This window comes from Mesorhizobium sp. W016 (genome assembly GCF_054719485.1).
Genome location: NZ_JBTTIF010000002.1, coordinates 968,246 through 986,456, shown reverse-complemented (window position 1 = coordinate 986,456; position 18,211 = coordinate 968,246). Strand labels below are relative to the sequence as shown.

18 protein-coding genes and 1 pseudogene are annotated in these 18,211 nt (G+C 62.8%); 6 read left to right on the top strand and 13 right to left on the bottom strand.

The window, feature by feature from the left end; translation table 11 throughout:
- Positions 1–53 precede the first annotated feature (53 nt).
- The gene (locus tag ACYG9V_RS05275) at positions 54–797 is read right to left on the bottom strand and encodes a TetR/AcrR family transcriptional regulator (protein ID WP_023681357.1); all 744 of its coding nucleotides are present in this window, start codon (positions 795–797) and stop codon (positions 54–56) included.
- A gap of 146 nt (positions 798–943) precedes the next feature.
- On the opposite strand from ACYG9V_RS05275, the gene ACYG9V_RS05270 reads away from it, so the two are divergent.
- Both ACYG9V_RS05270 and ACYG9V_RS05265 read left to right on the top strand, forming a co-directional pair.
- Entirely contained in the window at positions 944–2,125 is a 1,182-nt protein-coding gene (locus tag ACYG9V_RS05270) for an HlyD family secretion protein (RefSeq protein WP_023687455.1), read from the top strand.
- 21 nt (positions 2,126–2,146) lie between these two features.
- Positions 2,147–3,748: a DHA2 family efflux MFS transporter permease subunit gene (locus ACYG9V_RS05265; RefSeq protein ID WP_023732748.1), complete on the top strand. Its 1,602-nt coding sequence runs from the start codon at positions 2,147–2,149 to the stop codon at positions 3,746–3,748.
- A gap of 117 nt (positions 3,749–3,865) precedes the next feature.
- Here ACYG9V_RS05265 and ACYG9V_RS05260 read toward each other — a convergent pair whose 3' ends face one another.
- The 5 genes from ACYG9V_RS05260 to ACYG9V_RS05240 form a co-directional block, all read right to left on the bottom strand.
- Positions 3,866–5,413 (bottom strand): FAD-dependent monooxygenase, encoded by a 1,548-nt coding sequence (locus tag ACYG9V_RS05260; protein WP_352764762.1) that lies wholly within the window; start codon positions 5,411–5,413, stop codon positions 3,866–3,868.
- Positions 5,414–5,565: 152 nt separating this feature from the next.
- Entirely contained in the window at positions 5,566–6,066 is a 501-nt protein-coding gene (gene msrB / locus ACYG9V_RS05255; protein ID WP_023736961.1) for a peptide-methionine (R)-S-oxide reductase MsrB, read from the bottom strand.
- A 211-nt stretch (positions 6,067–6,277) separates the two neighbouring features.
- Entirely contained in the window at positions 6,278–6,835 is a 558-nt protein-coding gene (locus tag ACYG9V_RS05250) for a fasciclin domain-containing protein (protein ID WP_023752344.1), read from the bottom strand.
- A 220-nt stretch (positions 6,836–7,055) separates the two neighbouring features.
- Positions 7,056–7,778: an anti-sigma factor gene (locus ACYG9V_RS05245; RefSeq protein WP_023736962.1), complete on the bottom strand. Its 723-nt coding sequence runs from the start codon at positions 7,776–7,778 to the stop codon at positions 7,056–7,058.
- Positions 7,775–8,314 carry a sigma-70 family RNA polymerase sigma factor gene (locus ACYG9V_RS05240; RefSeq protein ID WP_023673234.1) on the bottom strand — a complete coding sequence of 180 codons (540 nt, stop codon included), beginning with the start codon at positions 8,312–8,314 and terminating at the stop codon, positions 7,775–7,777. Before ACYG9V_RS05240 ends, ACYG9V_RS05245 begins: the two co-directional genes overlap by 4 nt.
- A 413-nt stretch (positions 8,315–8,727) precedes the next feature.
- On the opposite strand from ACYG9V_RS05240, the gene ACYG9V_RS05235 reads away from it, so the two are divergent.
- Together ACYG9V_RS05235 and argB are read left to right on the top strand one after the other, a co-directional pair.
- Positions 8,728–8,958 carry an amidase family protein gene (locus ACYG9V_RS05235; protein WP_023696030.1) on the top strand — a complete coding sequence of 77 codons (231 nt, stop codon included), beginning with the start codon at positions 8,728–8,730 and terminating at the stop codon, positions 8,956–8,958.
- A gap of 77 nt (positions 8,959–9,035) precedes the next feature.
- Positions 9,036–9,929: an acetylglutamate kinase gene (gene argB, locus ACYG9V_RS05230; protein ID WP_013528489.1), complete on the top strand. Its 894-nt coding sequence runs from the start codon at positions 9,036–9,038 to the stop codon at positions 9,927–9,929.
- Between the two features lie 42 nt (positions 9,930–9,971).
- Here the strand turns inward: argB and ACYG9V_RS05225 are convergent, their stop codons facing one another.
- The 3 genes and pseudogenes from ACYG9V_RS05225 to ACYG9V_RS05215 all read right to left on the bottom strand — a co-directional run bounded on the left by ACYG9V_RS05225 (position 9,972) and on the right by ACYG9V_RS05215 (position 12,616).
- A complete protein-coding gene (locus ACYG9V_RS05225; protein WP_023687463.1) occupies positions 9,972–10,370 on the bottom strand; it encodes a RidA family protein in 399 nt (132 codons plus the stop codon).
- A 112-nt stretch (positions 10,371–10,482) separates the two neighbouring features.
- Positions 10,483–12,028: pseudogene (gene bchE / locus ACYG9V_RS05220) on the bottom strand (magnesium-protoporphyrin IX monomethyl ester anaerobic oxidative cyclase).
- Positions 12,029–12,139: 111 nt separating this feature from the next.
- Entirely contained in the window at positions 12,140–12,616 is a 477-nt protein-coding gene (locus tag ACYG9V_RS05215) for an Lrp/AsnC family transcriptional regulator (protein WP_023687465.1), read from the bottom strand.
- Between the two features lie 139 nt (positions 12,617–12,755).
- Between ACYG9V_RS05215 and phhA the strand changes: the two genes are divergently transcribed.
- Positions 12,756–13,592 carry a phenylalanine 4-monooxygenase gene (phhA, locus tag ACYG9V_RS05210; protein ID WP_352764758.1) on the top strand — a complete coding sequence of 279 codons (837 nt, stop codon included), beginning with the start codon at positions 12,756–12,758 and terminating at the stop codon, positions 13,590–13,592.
- Positions 13,593–13,788: 196 nt separating this feature from the next.
- On the opposite strand, the gene ACYG9V_RS05205 is transcribed toward phhA, so the two are convergent.
- The 3 genes from ACYG9V_RS05205 to ACYG9V_RS05195 all read right to left on the bottom strand — a co-directional run bounded on the left by ACYG9V_RS05205 (position 13,789) and on the right by ACYG9V_RS05195 (position 16,335).
- Positions 13,789–15,228, bottom strand: a complete 1,440-nt coding sequence (locus tag ACYG9V_RS05205; protein ID WP_352669644.1) for a GMC family oxidoreductase — start codon at positions 15,226–15,228, stop codon at positions 13,789–13,791.
- Positions 15,225–15,395 (bottom strand): hypothetical protein, encoded by a 171-nt coding sequence (locus tag ACYG9V_RS05200; protein ID WP_197031281.1) that lies wholly within the window; start codon positions 15,393–15,395, stop codon positions 15,225–15,227. Before ACYG9V_RS05200 ends, ACYG9V_RS05205 begins: the two co-directional genes overlap by 4 nt.
- Before the next feature lie 178 nt (positions 15,396–15,573).
- Entirely contained in the window at positions 15,574–16,335 is a 762-nt protein-coding gene (locus tag ACYG9V_RS05195; protein ID WP_023681345.1) for a GGDEF domain-containing protein, read from the bottom strand.
- Between the two features lie 175 nt (positions 16,336–16,510).
- Between ACYG9V_RS05195 and ACYG9V_RS05190 the strand changes: the two genes are divergently transcribed.
- Entirely contained in the window at positions 16,511–17,230 is a 720-nt protein-coding gene (locus tag ACYG9V_RS05190) for a pyrimidine 5'-nucleotidase (protein WP_023681344.1), read from the top strand.
- An 80-nt stretch (positions 17,231–17,310) separates the two neighbouring features.
- Here ACYG9V_RS05190 and ACYG9V_RS05185 read toward each other — a convergent pair whose 3' ends face one another.
- Positions 17,311–18,156, bottom strand: a complete 846-nt coding sequence (locus ACYG9V_RS05185; RefSeq protein ID WP_352764755.1) for an LOG family protein — start codon at positions 18,154–18,156, stop codon at positions 17,311–17,313.
- Positions 18,157–18,211 lie beyond the last annotated feature (55 nt).

The window sequence follows — 18,211 nt, the reverse complement described above, 5'->3', positions numbered from 1 at the left end:
AAAAGTGTGAAGCGGTTTTCCGTCCGGAGTTGCGAAAAAAGACCTTTGGCTAACTAGGCCTTTGCCTTGGACTTCGCCTCGAGCGCGATCATCTGGTGGCTTTCTTCCTCGGCAAGCTTTTCAGTGCCGTAGGACTTCAGGAACAGGCTGACGCCCGACCGCACGATGTGGTCGATTTCATCCTGGCTCGGCGCCTTGGTGCGGTAGGCGAAGATGCACTGGCGAAACAGGCCGGCGAGGCACAGTTCGGTGAATTGATAGGCGGCAAGATCGACATCATCGATCTTGAGCAGGCCGCGTTCTATGGCTGCATTGAGGAACTTGACCACCTTGTCGTGGCCGCGTTTGGGGCCGCGTTCGTAAAACCGCGCGCCCATGTCCGGTATCCTGTCGGAGGCGCCGATCACGGTGCGTTGCGCCTGGATGACCTTGGCCGAGGTGATCTTCATCGACAGCACCTTGCCGAACTTCACCAGCGTCTGGCGCAGATCGTCGGCGCGGTCGAGCATGTCGTACATGTTCTTGAAGATGGTGCCGCGCTCTTCCTCGATCAGCGCCTCGAACAGCTCTTCCTTGTTGGCGAAGTAGACATAGATCGTGCCCTTGGAGACGCCGGCCTCGCGGGTAATGTCGTTCATCGACGCCGCTTCGAAACCCTTGTCGATGAACACGCGCCGCGCGCCCTCAATGATCTGGCTGCGCTTGACCGGATCCTGGCCCGCCGCCGGGCGGCCGCGACGCGCACTATCCAGCACATCGCACGGATCATTTTCGACGTCGGGTAACGTGTCGGCCATTAAAGTCACACCTCGCGAAATAATTCGAACCGAGCGGTTCGATTGCTCTTGATATGGGCCTGCTTTAGCGCTATGTCAACGTTCGCATCGAACCGAACGGTTCAGTATAACACATTTTCCTTATGTAGCTACGGTAGCGAGATATCATGTCCTCGAACACGCCAACCACCGCCGAAGTCCGCCCCTTTCCCAACGCCAAGGTCTCGCCGGTTATCGAAGCGCCGGAAGCGCCCATCAAGCCTGCCGCCGAAGTTTTGGCCGAGGTGCCGGCCAAGAAGAAGCGGTCGGCTCGCTCGTTCATGCTGCCGATCATCGGCCTCGCTCTGCTCAGCGCCGGCGCCTGGTATGGCTATAATTACTGGACCGACGGCCGGTTCCTGATCTCGACCGACGATGCCTATGTCCAGGCCGACATGTCGTTCGTCTCGCCGAAGATTTCCGGCTATGTCGATCAAGTCAAGGTCTCGGAGAACCAGCAGGTCAAGGCCGGCGATCCGCTGCTGACGATCGACGACGGCGACTACAGAATAGCCGTTGCCCAGGCGGAGGCGCAGATCGCCACGCTGGCCAAGACGCTCGACCGTATCGACGCCCAGACCAAGGCGGCGCAAGCTTCGCTGCAACAGGCGCAGGCGCAGAAGGTCGCCGACCAGGCGGCAGCCGACAACGCCGCTCGCGCCCAGCAGCGCGCCGCGCAACTGGTCAAGACGCATGTCGGCACACAGGCGCAACTGGACGATGCCCAGACCGCTCTCGACCAGGCCAATGCAGCCCTCGTCGGCGCCGACGCGCAGATTGCAGCCGCACAGGCCAATATCGGGGTGTTCGAAGCGCAGCGCGCCGAATCGGCCAGCACGCTGGCTTCGCTGCGGCTGAACCGTGACAAGGCCGCGCGCGATCTGTCCTTCACCGTGCTCAAGGCGCCTTATGACGGCGTCGTCGGCAACCGCTCGGTCGAGCAGGGCGACCTCGTCAGCCCCGGCCAGAAGCTCGCCGTCGTGGTGCCGCTGGACAAGCTCTACATCGTTGCCAACTTCAAGGAGACGCAGCTGGCCAAGCTGGTGCCCGGCGAGAAGGTGCGGGTCTCGGTCGACGCCACGGACGGCCATGATTTCGAAGGCACGGTGTCGTCGCTGGCGCCGGCTTCGGGTGCGGTGTTCTCGCTGCTGCCGCCGGAAAATGCCACCGGCAACTTCACCAAGGTGGTGCAGCGCATCCCGGTTCGCATCGACGTGCCGGCCGATGTGCTGAAGGCAGGCAGGCTGCGCGCCGGCCTGAGCGTCGTCGTCGCCGTCGACAGCCGCACGGCTCCGGCCGCGGCGAACTGAGCGAACGCCGGGAGCAATGCCATGGCAACCGCAACCATAACAGCAGGAGCGGCGCCGGCGCCTGCCATGCCGGCGGTACCGACGACCATCTCGACGCGCCGCCTCATCGCCTTCCTGGCGATGGTGTTCGGCATGTTCATGGCGATCCTCGACATCCAGATCGTCTCAGCCTCGCTGGCCGAGATCCAGGCCGGCCTCAGCGCCAGTTCCGATGAAATCCCATGGGTGCAGACCGCCTATCTGATCGCCGAAGTGGTTATGATCCCGCTGTCGGGCTTTCTCAGCCGGATGCTGTCGACGCGCGTGCTGTTTGCAGGCGCCGCGGCCGGCTTCACGGCGGCCAGCGCGCTGGCCGCGACCGCCACCAACATCGACCAGATGATCGTCTACCGCGCCATCCAGGGCTTTATCGGCGGCGGCATGATCCCGAGCGTTTTCGCCGCCGCCTTCACCATCTTCCCGCCGTCGCGCCGCGCCATGGTGTCGCCGATGATCGGCCTGGTGGCGACGCTGGCGCCGACCATCGGCCCGACCGTCGGCGGCTATATCAGCCATGCCATGTCGTGGCACTGGCTGTTCCTCATCAATGTCATTCCAGGCATTCTGGTGACGGTCACGACCTGGACCCTGATCGATTTCGACAAGCCCAATCTCGGCCTGTTCAGCAAGTTCGACTGGTGGGGCCTTGCCGGCATGGCGGCGTTTCTCGGCTGCATGGAATATGTGCTCGAGGAAGGTCCGAACCATGACTGGCTGCAGGAACAGGCCGTGTTCATCTGCGCCATCATCATGGTTGTCGGTGCGGCGCTGTTCTTCTGGCGTGCCTTCACCGCCGAGGAGCCGATCGTCGATCTCAGGGCCTTCACCAACGTCAATTTCGCCTTCGGTTCGCTGTTCTCCTTCGTCATCGGCATCGGCCTGTACGGTCTGACCTATCTCTACCCGGTGTTCCTCGGGCGCATCCGCGGCTACGATTCCATGATGATCGGCGAAGCCTTGTTCGTCAGCGGCCTGGCGATGTTCGTCACTGCGCCGATTTCCGGCATCCTGTCGAGCAAGATGGATTTGCGCATCATGATGATGATCGGGCTGTTCGGCTTCGCTGCCGGCACATGGTGGATGACGCATCTGACCGCCGACTGGGATTTCTGGGAATTGCTGATCCCGCAGATCCTGCGCGGCAGCTCGATGATGCTGTGCATGGTGCCGATCAACAACATTGCGCTCGGCACCTTGCCGCCGGACCGGCTGAAGAACGCGTCGGGCCTGTTCAACCTGACCCGCAACCTCGGCGGTGCGGTCGGCCTTGCCGTCATCAACACCGTGCTGATCGATCGCAGCGCCTTCCACTACGCCAGGCTGGCCGAGCATGTGGAATGGGGCAGTGCGGCGGCGCAGACCAAGCTGCAGAACATGACGCTCGACTTCCAGCAAACTCCCGGCCTCGACGCCACCAAGGCGGCGATCTCCAAACTGTCGGGCATGGTCCAGCAGCAGGCGTCGCTGCTGTCGTTCATGGATGTGTTCACCATGCTGACCGTGCTGTTCGCGACCATGGCGGTCTTCACCCTGGTCATCGCCAAGCCGGCGCCGCCCGCGGGCAGCGGCGGCGGAGGCCATTGAGCGCGCCGGACCCCCCGCCTGGCGCGCTCATGTGTGACCCCGGAAATCACCCCCGATTTCCGGGGTCACGCTTAAGCATCGATCGTTGTCAAGCTCCTTGGTCGAACACCCGGCGCGCTATGCTGCGGCAGGCGGCCCAAACCATTTGGTCAGCGAGTCGGTTAGCCCGGCTGCTTCAGGGCCGCCGACCCAGGCCACATAACCGTCAGGCCGGACCAGCACTGCGCGCGGGGCTTCGACTGCCCCCAGCACCGGAAGCTCCCATGCGCCATCGTAGCTGGCGTCGACCAGCTGAATCCGCTCCACCCACTGGCCGATACCAAAAGCGCCGGGCTCACCAAGATTAAGCAGCAGCGGCCGAGCGTCATGCAGCAGGGCGAAAACCGGCAGCGGACCGGCAGCGGTGACGAGGTCGAGATCCGGCATGCGACGCCCCAGCAGCGGATGCCCCTCGCCAAGATCGTAGTGGATGTCCAGGCCGGACAACATGCCGGCAAAACGCTTGCGCGGCTCTTCCATGCCGAGAAGTTCCGACACTGTATCGCGCAGCGCCTTGGTGCGCTCGTCTTCGCGACGGAGCACGACCGACGCCATGGTGTTTTTCATCACACGCGCGGCAATCGGGTGGCGCTCTGCCTGGTAGCTGTCGAGCAGGCTTTCGGGCGCAGTTTTCCTGACCACCTGGGCGAGCTTCCAGCCCAGATTGACCGCGTCCTGCACGCCGGTCTGCAGCCCCTGTCCACCGTCCGGTGGATGCACGTGCGCGGCGTCGCCTGCCAGCAGCACCCGCCCCTTGCGGTATGAGGCTGCCTGCCGGGTCATGTCGGTGAAGCGGGCCAGCGATGTTGGATTGTGGACGCCGTAATCGGTGCCGTAGACGGCAATGAGCGCCTCGCTGAGCTCATGCAATGTGGGCACGCCGCCGGCCCCGACCTCGCGTTCGGTCACCAGCACCCGCACCGTACCGTCTTCCAGTCTGCTGAGGCCGTGAATTCCGATGGCATCGCGGTGGATACCCCATTGCGGCTCTTCTGTTACCTCGATCTCGGCGATCAAATTGCTGGTTGTCGGCTCGGAACCGGGGAACTCTATGCCCCCCGCCTTGCGCACGAGGCTTCTGCCGCCGTCGCAGCCGACAAGATAATCGGCACGAAGCGACCCGCCATCTGTCAGCGCGACACCGACGCCGCCTGCATCCTGCACGAAGCCTGTCACCTCGCGGCCACGGTAGACCGTGACGCCAAGTTCATCGACCCAGCAGGCAAGGATGCGCTCGATGTGCTTTTGCCACAGCGCCAGCCCGTAATTGTGGCGGGTGGGGAAGTCGCTGATATCAAGCGAAACGCCGGCGAAACCCGCGACCTGGGCGGTCTGGCCTTGCGACAGGAACCGATCGGCAATGCCGCGCTGGTCGAAGATCTCGATGGTGCGCGAATGCAGGCCGCCGGAGCGCACGCCCGCGAGATCCTGGTTCTCGCGCCGCTCGACGATGGCGACATCGATGCCGGCCAGGGACAGTTCGCCGGCCAGCATCAACCCGGTCGGGCCGCCGCCGGCGATCACCACTTGATGGGAGATACGCGGCCGGTCCGCATCAACACCGCCGGTCGATTTGGCGGTCGATCTGCGCTCGCTAGCGCGAGCCCGTGCTTTGGTTCGTTGCATAGGTTCTGGCCCTCTCGTTAGGGCTGCGGAATCTACGCATAAAAAGCCGTCTGCCAATTCTTGAAGTTGACTGTTTTCGCTCCATTTCAAGAGATAGGAGGCGGTCGTCACGCCGGCGCCAAATCCCCACCCCGCTAAAAGACGCCGAACGGTCAGGCAGTGGCCGGCTTGAAGCTGAGCGCAACGCCGTTGATGCAGTGGCGCAGGCCGGTGGGTGCGGGACCGTCATCGAAGACATGGCCGAGATGACCGCCGCAACGGCGGCAATGAACCTCGGTGCGGGTCATGCCCAGAGAACGATCCGTGGTCTTGCCGACGCTGTTGGCGATCTCCTGCCAGAAGCTCGGCCATCCGGTACCGGAATCGAACTTGGTCTCCCAGGAATAGACCGGCAGGTCGCAGCCGGCGCAGGCGAAAATGCCTTTGCGGTGCTCGTTGAGCAGCGGGCTGGTGCCGGGATATTCGGTGCCTTCCTTGCGCAGCACATTGAAGGCTTCATCCGACAGGATGGCGTGCCACTCGGCGTCGGTCTTGGTGACCTCGAAGGTTTCGGCAGCTCTGGCGGACTGGGTTCCGCCCAAGCGTAGCGTTGCCAAGGCGCCGGCGACGGCCGCAAAGGCGACGCCACTCAAAAGCAAGTCGCGACGGTTCATGACGGAAATCCTCCTGCGGATCATTTTGCCAGATTTGGCCGCCACTGGAAAATCAAAAGCCGGTGACGGTTGCCCTGCAAACCGAACGCTCCAAGCCGGCTCCGCGTTTTGTGGCGGACGGCGTGGAGCGCTCGGAAGATTGCGCGGCCCGCGAAGGGGGAGCCGCGCAATCAGAGAGCTTACCGCCTGTTCGTCGGCGGCAGGGGCTTTGTTACATCTTCGGCAGCAGGACCTTGTCGATGACGTGGATGACGCCGTTCGACTGCTCGACATCGGCGATCGTGACATTGGCGACATTGCCGTTCTCGTCGGCTACGGTGACCTTGCCGCCATCGGCCTTGAGCGACAGCTCGCAGCCGCCGACCGTCTTGACCTTGTGGGTGCCGCCATCGGCCTTGGCCATCGAGGCGACATCGGCGCCCATCGCCTTGGCGCCGATGACATGGCAGGTCAGGATCTTGGTGAGCTTGTCCTTGTTCTCGGGCTTGAGCAGCGACTCGACCGTGCCAGCCGGAAGCGCGGCGAAGGCCTCATTGGTCGGCGCGAAGACGGTGAACGGGCCGGCGCCCTGCAGCGTCTCGATCAGGCCGGCAGCCTTGACGGCGGCGACCAGTGTCGTGTGATCCTTCGAATTGACGGCGTTCTCGACGATGTTCTTGTTGGCGTACATGGCGGCGCCGCCAACCATCGGATTCTCGGCATAGGCGATTGTGGCGAGGGCGGAGACGGCAATGGTACCGGCGAGCAAAAGGGTGGCGATTCTACGCATAGTGTTCGAACTCCTCGGGGTTATTGTTTCCTCTTTCGGAACAGAGGAGATACGAAATAGAACTGCCTGAGTTTCCGCGCGCCGGGAAAAATTTCCTTTATTTTGTCGGCGAATTAATCTCCCAGATCGAACCTCTAATCTCCAGCAGCGTATCCAAAACGAAAACAGCGGAAGATGTACTTCCGCTGTCTTCATTGTCACGTCATGGTTTTACGATCTATCAGATGCCCTTCAGGTCGCCCGCGGCAACGACCGGTCCGGTCGGCTGTCCCGTCGTCGAACCGCCCGTCGGCTCGACGCTGACAGCAAGCACGGCGCCTTGCGCCAGCTTCTGCTGCACGGCCGGGGTAACCGGGATATGGGCGACCTGGCCGGCGGGGATGACGCCCATCGAGACCGGCGCATTCTTGCCTTCGATCATCCACAGTTCGAAGTCTTTGCCGGCGGCGCGTTCGCCCGAAACCAGCGACAGGCCGACATCGCGGCGGGAAGCGTCGTAGACGACAAGGTATTTGACATCGCTGCCTTCGGCAGCCAGCGAGGCGACGAGGCGCTCCTGCGGCACGACGACCGGCGACCTGACGTAAGGCACGGCGACATAGAGCACCAGGGCCGCGAGAGCCGCTGCGGTGAGGCCGCGCCAGAAGCTAAGGCTGGACCACAGGCTGCCGCTCGGGGCCGTCGTCGACGCCGCGGTGGAGGAGAACAGCCGGCGATCGATAGCCGGCTTGATGGTGGCCGGCGGCTCTACCTCAGCATAAGCGGCAGCCATCGGCGAGAGGTTTACTTCCCAGGAATCGACGAGACGGGCAAAGCCGGTCTCCGCGTCGATGCGTCCGGAGGCTATCTGGCGCTCATCCGCCGGCAGCACGCCGAGAACGTATTCGGCTGCGAGCAGGTCGTCGCCTCCACGTTCCGGTCCATTTTCTTCTGCCAGGGTCATCTTTCCAGACATTCTCTAAGTTTCAACAGGCTGCGGCGCAGCCATGTCCGCATCGTGTTGAGCGGAACCTTGTGACGTTCCGCGAGCTCGGCGTAACTTTCGCCGTTCAAATAAGCACCCCGAACGGCTTGCGCCCGGTCTTGTTCCAACTCTTCAAGGCACTGATAGATGCGCTCGGATTCACCGCCCGCAACAACCATAGCCTCTGGCCCCGGACCGGGGTCAGCCACGTCGAGCGCGGCATCGATATCGGCAGCGGGCTTGCGTCGCGACCGGATGCGATCAATCGCATGATTGCGTGCTATGGCCACCAGCCAGGAGATTGGGCTTAGATCGGAAACAGCGAAACGGTCCGCCTTCGTCCACACTTTGACGAAGACCTCTTGCAGCGCTTCTTCCGCATCTCCGCGATCCTTCAATACACGAAGGCACACGCCGAAAAGTTTCGCACTGGTTTGCCGGTAAAGCAGATCGAACGCAGTCCGATCCTTCATCGAGGTCCGGACAATCAGGGTGGAGATATCCTGCGGCGTCATACGGACAAGCTAAGCGATCACGATTTATTTGCAAAGGCAGAAATCTTGTTGTCCACGCAATCGATGTCCGCGCCCGATCGCCAGTAATCGCCGGTCGGTTGCCAAGGAAATCGGCTGTCGTTAGCCTCCCGCAGATAGGGGAACAGCAATGTCGGCCGAACGGATGCTGTGGGAGAACGATGCGACCGGCTTGGCAGAGCTGTTGCACAGAGGCGAGATCTCGCCGCCAGACCTTGTCGATGCTGCGATCGCGCGCGCCGAGGCAACCCGATCATTGCGCATCCGCCGCTTGCCTGAGGCGCCATGGACCCGAAGGGGGCCGACGAGCTCATCGAAAACCTGCTCGACAAATTGCATTTGACCCGTCTCTTGGAGATCAGATCCTTGTTTGGGCAATTGATGGACAAGAGCCTGTGGTTCACCACTGGCCGGCGATCCAGAATGTCAGCGGCCAGCCGTCGATCGCGCTGCCGGTCCATGTCACCGATGCCGGCCTGCCGCTCGGCATCCAGGCCGTCGGCCGCCCCGGCGACGAGCAGGACGCTTTTGTCGCTTGCTGCGCAGATGGAGAAGGTTTCCGGGTGGCTGACGCGGCGGGCGCCGCTCAAGGTGCCGGCCTGATCCGGCAGATTTCATCATCGTGATAGCAAAGCTGTTTGCGGCCTGGGCCAATTCCCGCTAAGACGCCGCCGTCCTTACCCACATCCAGGGAACCATGCCGATGACGGAGATCACCGCCACCGCCGAAATGCAGGCCGCCCTGCTCTCGCGGGCCCTGCCCTATATGCAGCGCTACGAGCACAAGACGGTGGTGGTGAAATATGGCGGTCATGCCATGGGCGATATCGAGCTCGGCAAGGCTTTCGCCCGTGACATCGCGCTGCTGAAGCAGTCCGGCGTCAACCCGATTGTCGTCCATGGCGGCGGGCCGCAGATCGGCGCCATGCTGGCCAAGATGGGCATCGAATCCAAGTTCGAAGGCGGACTGCGCGTCACGGATCAGAAGACGGTCGAAATCGTCGAGATGGTGCTGGCCGGTTCGATCAACAAGGAGATCGTCGCGCTGATCAACGCCGAGGGCGAATGGGCGATCGGCCTGTGCGGCAAGGACGGCAACATGGTGTTCGCCGAAAAGGCGCGCAAGACCATGATCGACCCGGATTCCAACATCGAGCGTGTGCTCGATCTCGGTTTCGTCGGCGAACCGGTCGAAGTCGACCGCACCCTGCTCGACCTGCTGGCGCGCTCCGAAATGATCCCGGTGCTGGCGCCGGTGGCGCCCGGCCGCGATGGCCATACCTACAACATCAATGCCGACACCTTCGCCGGCGCCATCGCCGGCGCCTGCCAGGCGACGCGCCTTTTGTTCCTGACCGACGTGCCCGGCGTGCTCGACAAGAACAAGAAGCTGATCGACGAGCTGACGGTGGCCGAAGCCAAGGCGCTGATCAAGGACGGCACGGTGTCGGGCGGCATGATCCCCAAAGTCGAGACCTGCATCGAGGCGATCGAGCGCGGCGTCGAAGGCGTCGTCATCCTCAACGGCAAGACGCCGCATGCGGTGCTTCTGGAACTGTTCACCGAACACGGCGCCGGCACGCTAATCGTGCCCTGATCGGCAACTGGCTTGGCGGCCAGTTGGTCGGCTGGCCAGCCCTTAGGCAGGCTGGGGCAGGCGCGCGATGACCTTTATCTCGAAGTCGAAGCCGGCTAACCAGTTGACGCCGACCGCCGTCCAATTGGTGTAGGGCGGTTCACCGAACACCTTCAGCCGAACGGCATCGATCACGGGCCATTGCGTTGCCGGATCGGTGTGGAAGGTGGTCACGTCGACTATATCGTCGAACGTGGCGCCCGCTGCTTTCAGCACTGCCGCGAGATTGTCGAAGGCAAGCTGGACCTGCTTTTCGAAGACAGGTTCGGGCGACCCGTCCTCGCGGCTGCCGACCTGGCCCGAGACAAACAAAAGATCGCCCGATCGGATTGCAGCAGAATAGCGATTGATCTCGTAGAGAGCCTGCCTGCCGGCAGGAAAGATCGCGTCACGTTTGGTCATTTTCACTCCATTGTCCGGGGCACTCACATACGTCCCGTATGCATGAGGTGGGTACATACGCCGCGTATGTCAATACGCATACGGTACGTATCTATGAATGGCAGCGAGCCGGTCAGGTGCCGGCCGAGATCGCGACAGCCGCTTCGGCCGGCTTGAGCGGCGGGCGCATGACGACCATGGATTCCTCATCGGCATCCTGCGGCGCGCCCCAGAACTCAGCCAGCGTCGGACCATCCTTGAGGCGGCGGTCGCGGGCCAGGAAACCCCAGACCTCGCGGAACCACACGCGGCGGCCCATTTGGGTGTACCAGCGCATCGAATGGCGCTGTTCGGGATCGGGGTGGAAGAGAATGCGCGCCAGCGCCTTCGGCCGCGACTGCACCGCGACCTCGATCAGCTTGACCGAGAAGAACAGCATCCACGGTTTCAGCCGGGTCATCTGCAGCACCTGGTGCTTGTAGTCCCACAGCCGGGCATCCGTCTGGATCACCTTGCGGTCCTTGGCGATGCGGAAGAACGGCGTCCAGCGGTGCGGCGTGACATAGAGCGCCTGGATCTGGTCGGGGTCGTAGGCAAGCAGCTGGCGAAAGCCGCGCCACAGATCGCGAAAGGTCTCATCCTCGAACCCCGCCACCCAGGTCGCCATGGACAGTATGCCATGCTGTCGGAGCAGCCGGATCGCCTCGCGGTCGGATGAGGTGCTGCCGCCCTTGCGGATCAGTTGAAGCGTCTGCTGGTCGGTGTTTTCCATGCCGAGCAGCCAGCGGATGACGCCGGCCTTGCGATAGAGGTGCAGGATGTCGGCATCGCGCACGATGTCGTCGGCCCGGGTCGAGCCGACGATCAGCACCGGCACGTTCTCGGCGATCAGCGCATCGAGAAAGGCGCGCCAAACCTTCTTCGATACGGTCGGGTTTTCGTCGGCGAGGTTGATCAGTTCGACGCCGTGCTGGCGGTGCAGCCAGGCAATCTCCTGCGCAAATTTTTTGGGGTCGCGGTGCCGCCAGCGGGTCCAGAAACCGCGCTGGCCGCAATAGTTGCACAGATGCGGACAGCCCCGCGAAAACTGCATGACCACGGCGCGCTTGCCGCCCCAATAGCTGTAGCGGCGGTGATCGATCAGCTCCCAGCCGACGCGGTACTCGTCCAGATTGGCAGTGGTCCCGGCCGGCCGCGTCGCGAAGGGGCGGCCGAGATCGTCGCGATAGGCGATACCCGCGACATCGCCCAGCGGCCGGCGATTGTCCAGTGCCACGACCAGGGCAAGGATGGTTGCCTCGCCCTCGCCGCGCACGATGAAGTCGAAGACATCGCTCGCCGCCAATATGTCGCGCCAGTGATAGGTCGGGAACACGCCGCCATAGATCACCAGCGTCGCCGGCTCGAGCGCCTTGACCATGCGGGCGATCGCGAGCGCGGTGGGATGCGCCGAGGTCGAGCCGGAGTGGCCGATCAGGATGCAATCGGGCTGGCCGCTGAGCGCATCGCGCACCAGAGTTTCCAACGGCATCGGCCCGAATTCGGCATCGACCAGCCGGACTTTATGGCCGGCGTCGATAAGCGGGCCGCCCAGCCAGCAGGCCGAGCGGTGGCAGATGGTCATCGGGCACGCGGCTGCCGATGGCGGTGTGCGGCGGATTGATCAGCACGATGTTCATGACGGACCTTTGAGCGACGGTCCGCATGGCGTAGCCGGCGTTTCAGTTTCGCATTTGGGCTCCGTTCAGCAGTTTGCGTGCAGCTTTTCCGCAGAAATGGCGGTGCGTGTCCTACCGCCTGAGGTGGGCGAGCGGCACGTGGCCCGGGCCCTTGATGTTCTGCAGCACCAGCTGGGTGTGAACGTCGCGCACGCCGGCAAGGCGCATCAGGCGGTGCATGACGAAGGCGTTGAGTTCGTCGACCGACGGCACCATGACGTGCAGCAGGAAATCGTGGTCGCCGGTCATCGTCCAGCATGACGACACTTCGTCCATGCGTTGCACGGCGGCGATGAAGGTTTCGGGCGAACCGTCGCTGTGGCTGGTGAGCCGCACCTGGATGAACACCTCGACCATCAGGCCGACGGCGCGGCGGTTGAGCACGGCGGCAAAGCCCTTGATGATGCCGGCCTCCTGCAGCGCCTCGAAGCGGCGGGCGCAAGGCGTCGTCGACAGGCCGATCTCCTGCGCCAGTTCGGACACGGGCTTGCGTCCATCGCGCTGAAGAACATCCAGCATCTTGATCTCGAAATCGTCGAACTGAGGCATTTTCACTCTCTTTCAGCTTCTGCTTGGTGATTTTTACCTCAAATCATGGACCCAAGCCATCATCAAAGCTGAATTGCCTCGCCGGCCGCCGCTAGACTCTGCGGACAGATTCAAGTGTCACGATCAGGGGAGAAGAACCATGACGACGATGAGCGTTGCCGAATATGCCCGTGATTGCGCGGCGCAAGGCCTGCGTGGCGACTATTCAGTGTGCCGTTCCGATTTCACCGTGGCGCAGGGCTATGATTACAGCGCCGACGAACAGGCGGTGTGGCGCACGCTGTGCGACCGGCAGACCAAGCTGACGCAGAAGCTGGCGCACCATTCCTATCTCGATGGCGTCGCCGCACTCGGCCTGCTCGACAAGATCCCGGATTTCGGCGCGGTCTCAGACAAGCTGCGCAAGCTGACCGGCTGGGAAATCGTCGCCGTGCCTGGCCTCATCCCGGCCGCGCCCTTCTTCGACCATCTCGCCAACCGGCGCTTTCCGGTGACCAACTGGCTGCGCACCAAGGACGAGCTCGACTACATCGTCGAACCCGACATGTTCCACGACTTCTTCGGCCATGTGCCCATCCTGACACAGCCGGTGTTTGCCGACTTCATGCAGATGTATGGCGAAAAGGCCGAGAGCGTGATTGCACTGGGCGGTGACGAGATGATCACCCGGCTCTACTGGTACACCGCCGAATACGGGCTGATACAGGAGGAGGGCCAGAAGCGGAAAGCTTTCGGCGCCGGGCTGATGTCGTCGTTCACCGAATTGCAGTTCGCCGTCGCGAGCCCGGACGCGCACCACGTGCCCTTCGACCTCGAAACGGTGATGCGCACCGGCTACGAGATCGACAAGTTCCAGCGCGCCTATTTCGTGCTGCCGTCCTTCGACGTGTTGCGCGATGCGTTCCGGACCGCCGATTTCAAGGCGATCGTCGCCCGCCGCAAGGGGCAGCCGGCGCTGGATCCAGCGACGGTTTAGCAAATCCTGAAGGGTTTGCGCGGCACCTACCCCCACCCTTAATCCCTCCCCACAAAGGAGGACGGAGATCTCGTTGGCGCTGATTTCCGAGGGTTTCGACACCAAGGCATGGGTAGCGCCGGCAGCAATCCTGTCGCGCCGTTCCCTTTTTTGACAATCAGACGGTAATGACTTCGTCACATCGTGGATGACTTCGTCACACCGTGATCACTTTGGTCAGATGGTCGCCTAGCCGGCAGGCAAGCGCTGTGATCGTCGTCGTTGGATTGCATTCGCCAGAGGTGCAGAATACCGAGGAACCACCGACATAGAGATTATCCATGCCGTGCACCTTGCAGTTGGCGTCGACCACGCTCTTGACGACATCGGTGCCCATGCGCGTGCCGCCCATGTGGTGGTGGCCGGCCAGTTCCTCATCCGTCGGGTAGTCCTCGCCATTGGTCAGCCAGTCCATGATGCGGACGCGGCCGAGGTCCTTCTCGATCAGCGTCGTTCCGAACAACTTGAGCCCCTCGAGGATGGTGCGGCGCTCCAACGGCGACTTCTTCCAGTGCAGCTCGATGCGCGGCACGCCGGCACGGTCGACATCGGTCTTCGACAATTCGATATGGTTCGAGGCCAGCGGCGCCTGTTCCCAGGCGACGTAGAGCTGGGCGGCGCAGCGCAGGTTCTGGCTGAGCTGGTAGGCGACCCATTCGGCGGCCTCGGGCGCGGTGCAGGCAAGGTCGGCAATCAGGCTCTTGACGCCGGCATAGGGCGTCTCGATCAGGCGTATGCCGAAATTCATGATCTGCAGCCGCTCCATGGCGGCGAGCGTCGGCGAGAAGAACGCCTCGTTGACGGCATCGACCTCGAACTCGCTGTAATCGGCCAGGATGGCATTGCCGCCCTCGAAGGTCGGGTGCTCCATCCAGTAGCGGCCAAGTGCCGTGGCGTTCGGCACCGCGCCGCCATTCGAGCGCTGGTTCGACCATAGAAGCAGCCGCGAATTCTCCAGCCCGCCGGCGCAGACGATGAAATAATCGGCGCTGAAGGCGCCGGCATCCTTGCCGTTCGACCACAGCCTGGCGCCGGTCACTCGCTTGCCGTCGCCGGCAAGTTCGGTGGCATAGGTGTTGAGGACGAGCGCTATGTTCTTGCTCTTGTCGAGCTCGTCGGAGAATTTCTCGCCAAAGCGCACGGCCGGGCTCTTGATCAGCTGCACCCAGCGTATGTCGTCTGAAATCGGCACATCGGGCTTGAAGTCGGGAAGCTCGAGTATGTCGTGCACCTCGGACAGATAGGGCTCGATGTCGGTCCGGGCGATTGGCCAGCCGGTGTCCGGCGCCCATGCCTTGGGCTCAAAGTCCTGCTTGTCGAGCACGCGGCACCAGCCGGCCCAGTGGTTCGACGACCCGCCCATGAAGCGCAGCCGGGTGATGTCGAGATCGAAATATTGATCGCCGACCGTGGAGCCGCGGTAGAAATCCTGCGACTCGTCGCTGAATTCGCGTGCGCCGGCCTCCAGCACCACGACCGGAATGCCGGCGGCGCCGAGCTTTCTGGCAATGGTGGTGCCGGCCGGCCCGGAGCCGAGAATGCAGACCTTGGGCTTGAAATCCGAGGCTCGAAACGCCTCATAGCTGTCGAAGATCATGCCAGGTCGCTCCGCTTCAGGATCCAGCCATTGACCACGACGATCTCGTCGGGATCGGCCGGGGGGCGGTCGCTGTCAGGCAGCTTGCGAAAAAGCTGTAGCGCCGGCATCGCAATCAGCGCCTGCACGATGGTGCGGCGCGATATTTTCCTGATGAACAAACTCATGACACGTCTCTGGATGGGGGCTTCGATCCACGCATAGCGTTCCCTGAACGGCACACGTACCGGCCAGACATGCCATTCCCGTGCCAAGCCTTGCGTGTAAACGAGTTACAACCCGGTAAACGGCGCAGTTGCGTGGAAACAATGTCGGCGAACCGTTAACAGCCCCACCACCAACACCTCAGGCAGCTTCGGAAATATCCCGGTCTAGGATCGACAAATTGCGGCCGCGGTGCTTGGCCTCGTAGAGCCGGCGGTCGGCGGCGCGCATCAGGTCCGAGACATCGGCATCTTGCGCACAGGTGATGCCGCCGATCGAGACGGTCAGCGGCACCGTGCGCTCGTCGACCGGACGAAAGCGGACCAGCTCGACTTCACGGCGGATGCGCTCGGCCACGCGCCGGGCTTCGGCTTCCGTAGCGCCGACCAGGAAGGCGCCGAACTCCTCACCGCCAATGCGGCCGAGCACGTCGCCGCTGCGGACGCCGCGCTCGATGGCGCTGGCGATCAACACCAGTGCGTCATCGCCGGTCAGATGGCCGAAACTGTCGTTGATCGCCTTGAAATGGTCGGCGTCGATGATCAGCAGCGCGCCGCGATCGGATTTGCGCCGCGAGCCGTCCAACGCGGCAAAGAAGCTCTCGCGGTTGAGCATGCCGGTCATGTCGTCGCGGCTCGCCTTCGCCGACAGGCGCCGATGCGCGGCGGCGAGCTGGGCATGCGCGCGGGCGAGATCGCGATGCGCGTTTTTCAGTCGGTCGCTCTGCCAGAAGGTGCTGGCGCAGGCGATCCAGGCGAGCGCCAGCGGGCACACCGTCGATGTCAGCCAGACAGTGCGGTCGACCGGAAAACCCATGGCGGGAACGATGATCAGCGTCAGCAAAAGCGAGATGGCTACCGAGCCGAATGCGACCGCGGCGGACTTTAAGACTATGCGACTCATCGCTGGCTCCCACTGAACCGTCTCTGTGCCAGCAAGCCCTGAAGGCCACCTTTCCGTGATGGCTAAAATTTGAATGGTGAGCCCATTTTTACAACTCTAGATGCACATAGGTTGTGGATAAGCTCTACATCAGAAAGGGGTTCGAACGGCAGATATTTCATGCCATAAGGACGCCATGACCACGCTGCCCGATCCCGCCCGCTTCGCCCATGTCACCGACTGGGTGTTCGACCTCGACAACACGCTTTATCCGCACCATTCGAATCTGTTTTCGCAGATCGACGTCAAGATGACGGCCTATGTCGGAGAACTGCTCACGCTGCCGCGCGAGGAAGCGCGCAAGCTGCAGAAGGAACTCTATCAGGAATATGGCACGACGCTGAACGGGCTGATGACGCGTCACGGCATCGACCCCGACGACTTTCTCGAAAAGGTGCATGATATCGACTATTCGTGGCTGGTGCCGGATCCGGTGCTGGGCACCGCTATCCGCCAGCTGCCCGGCCGCAAGTTCATCTTCACCAATGGCGACCGCAGGCACGCCGAGCGCACCGCGCGCCAGCTCGGCATACTCGACCATTTCGACGACATTTTCGATATCGTCGCCGCCGGGCTGACGCCGAAGCCGTCGCGGCAGACCTATGAGAAGTTTGCCGAACTGCACGCCGTCACCGGACACAATGCGGTGATGTTCGAGGATCTCGCCCGCAACCTCGAGGTGCCGAAATCACTGGGCATGACCACGGTGCTGGTGGTGCCGCGCAATTTCGAGCCGACCTTTGCCGAGATCTGGGAGCGCGATCCGGCCAATGAGGACGACGTCGATTTCGTCACCGACGATCTCGCGACGTTTCTGACGGGGATAGTGGAGGGGGTAGAGGAATTGAGGAGCTGAAGAATTGAAGAACTGGTGAAAGGGAGACCGATCCGGACCTCCTTTTCCTCAATTCTTCAGTTCTTCAATTCCCGGTTCCCCTACTCCCCCAACTTGTAGAAGCGGCTGATGATCCCCCAGGCCTCGTCGGCGGTGTCGACAAAGTCGATGATATCCTGGTCGCCGGGCGTGATGGTGCCTTGTTCGGCCAGGAAATCGAGGTCGATCGCGCGCTGCCAGAACGCCTTGCCGAACAGGATCACCGGCACGCGCTCCATGCGGCCGGTCTGGATCAGCGTCAGCGTCTCGAAGAATTCGTCCATGGTGCCGAAGCCGCCCGGAAACACCGCGACGGCCTTGGCGCGCATGACGAAATGCATCTTGCGGATGGCGAAATAGTGGAAGTTGAAGCACAGCTCCGGGGTCACATAGGCGTTCGGCGCCTGCTCGTGTGGCAGGACGATGTTGAGGCCGATCGACGGCGCGCCGACATCGTCGGCGCCGCGATTTCCCGCCTCCATCACGCCTGGGCCGCCACCGGTGACGACGACGAATTCGCGGTAGTAGGACGTGGCCGATTGCCGTGAGCAGAGGCGGGCGAATTTGCGCGCCTCCTCGTAGTATTTGCTGTTTTCCTCGAGGTTTTTCTTCTGCGTCTCGTTCTTGGCGGCCCAGGCCTCGCCGCCGGGCTCGGGAATACGCGCGCCGCCGAACAGGATGACCGTCGAGCGGATGCCGCGCTCGGCCAGGATCATTTCGGGCTTCAAGAGCTCAAGCTGCAAGCGCACAGCGCGCAATTCCCGGCGCGTCATGAAGTCGGGATCGTTCCAGGCCAGCCGGTAGGTTTCGGCGCGAGTCTGCGGCGTGTCGGGCACGCTTTTCGAGCGCTCCAGATCCTCGTCCGAATGCGGCAGCGGCGTCCATCCCGCCTTTTCCATAGGAGTCATATGCTTTCTACCCGTCCCAACAGTTCACTTGCGCCGTCCCATGGCGCACCCGCGA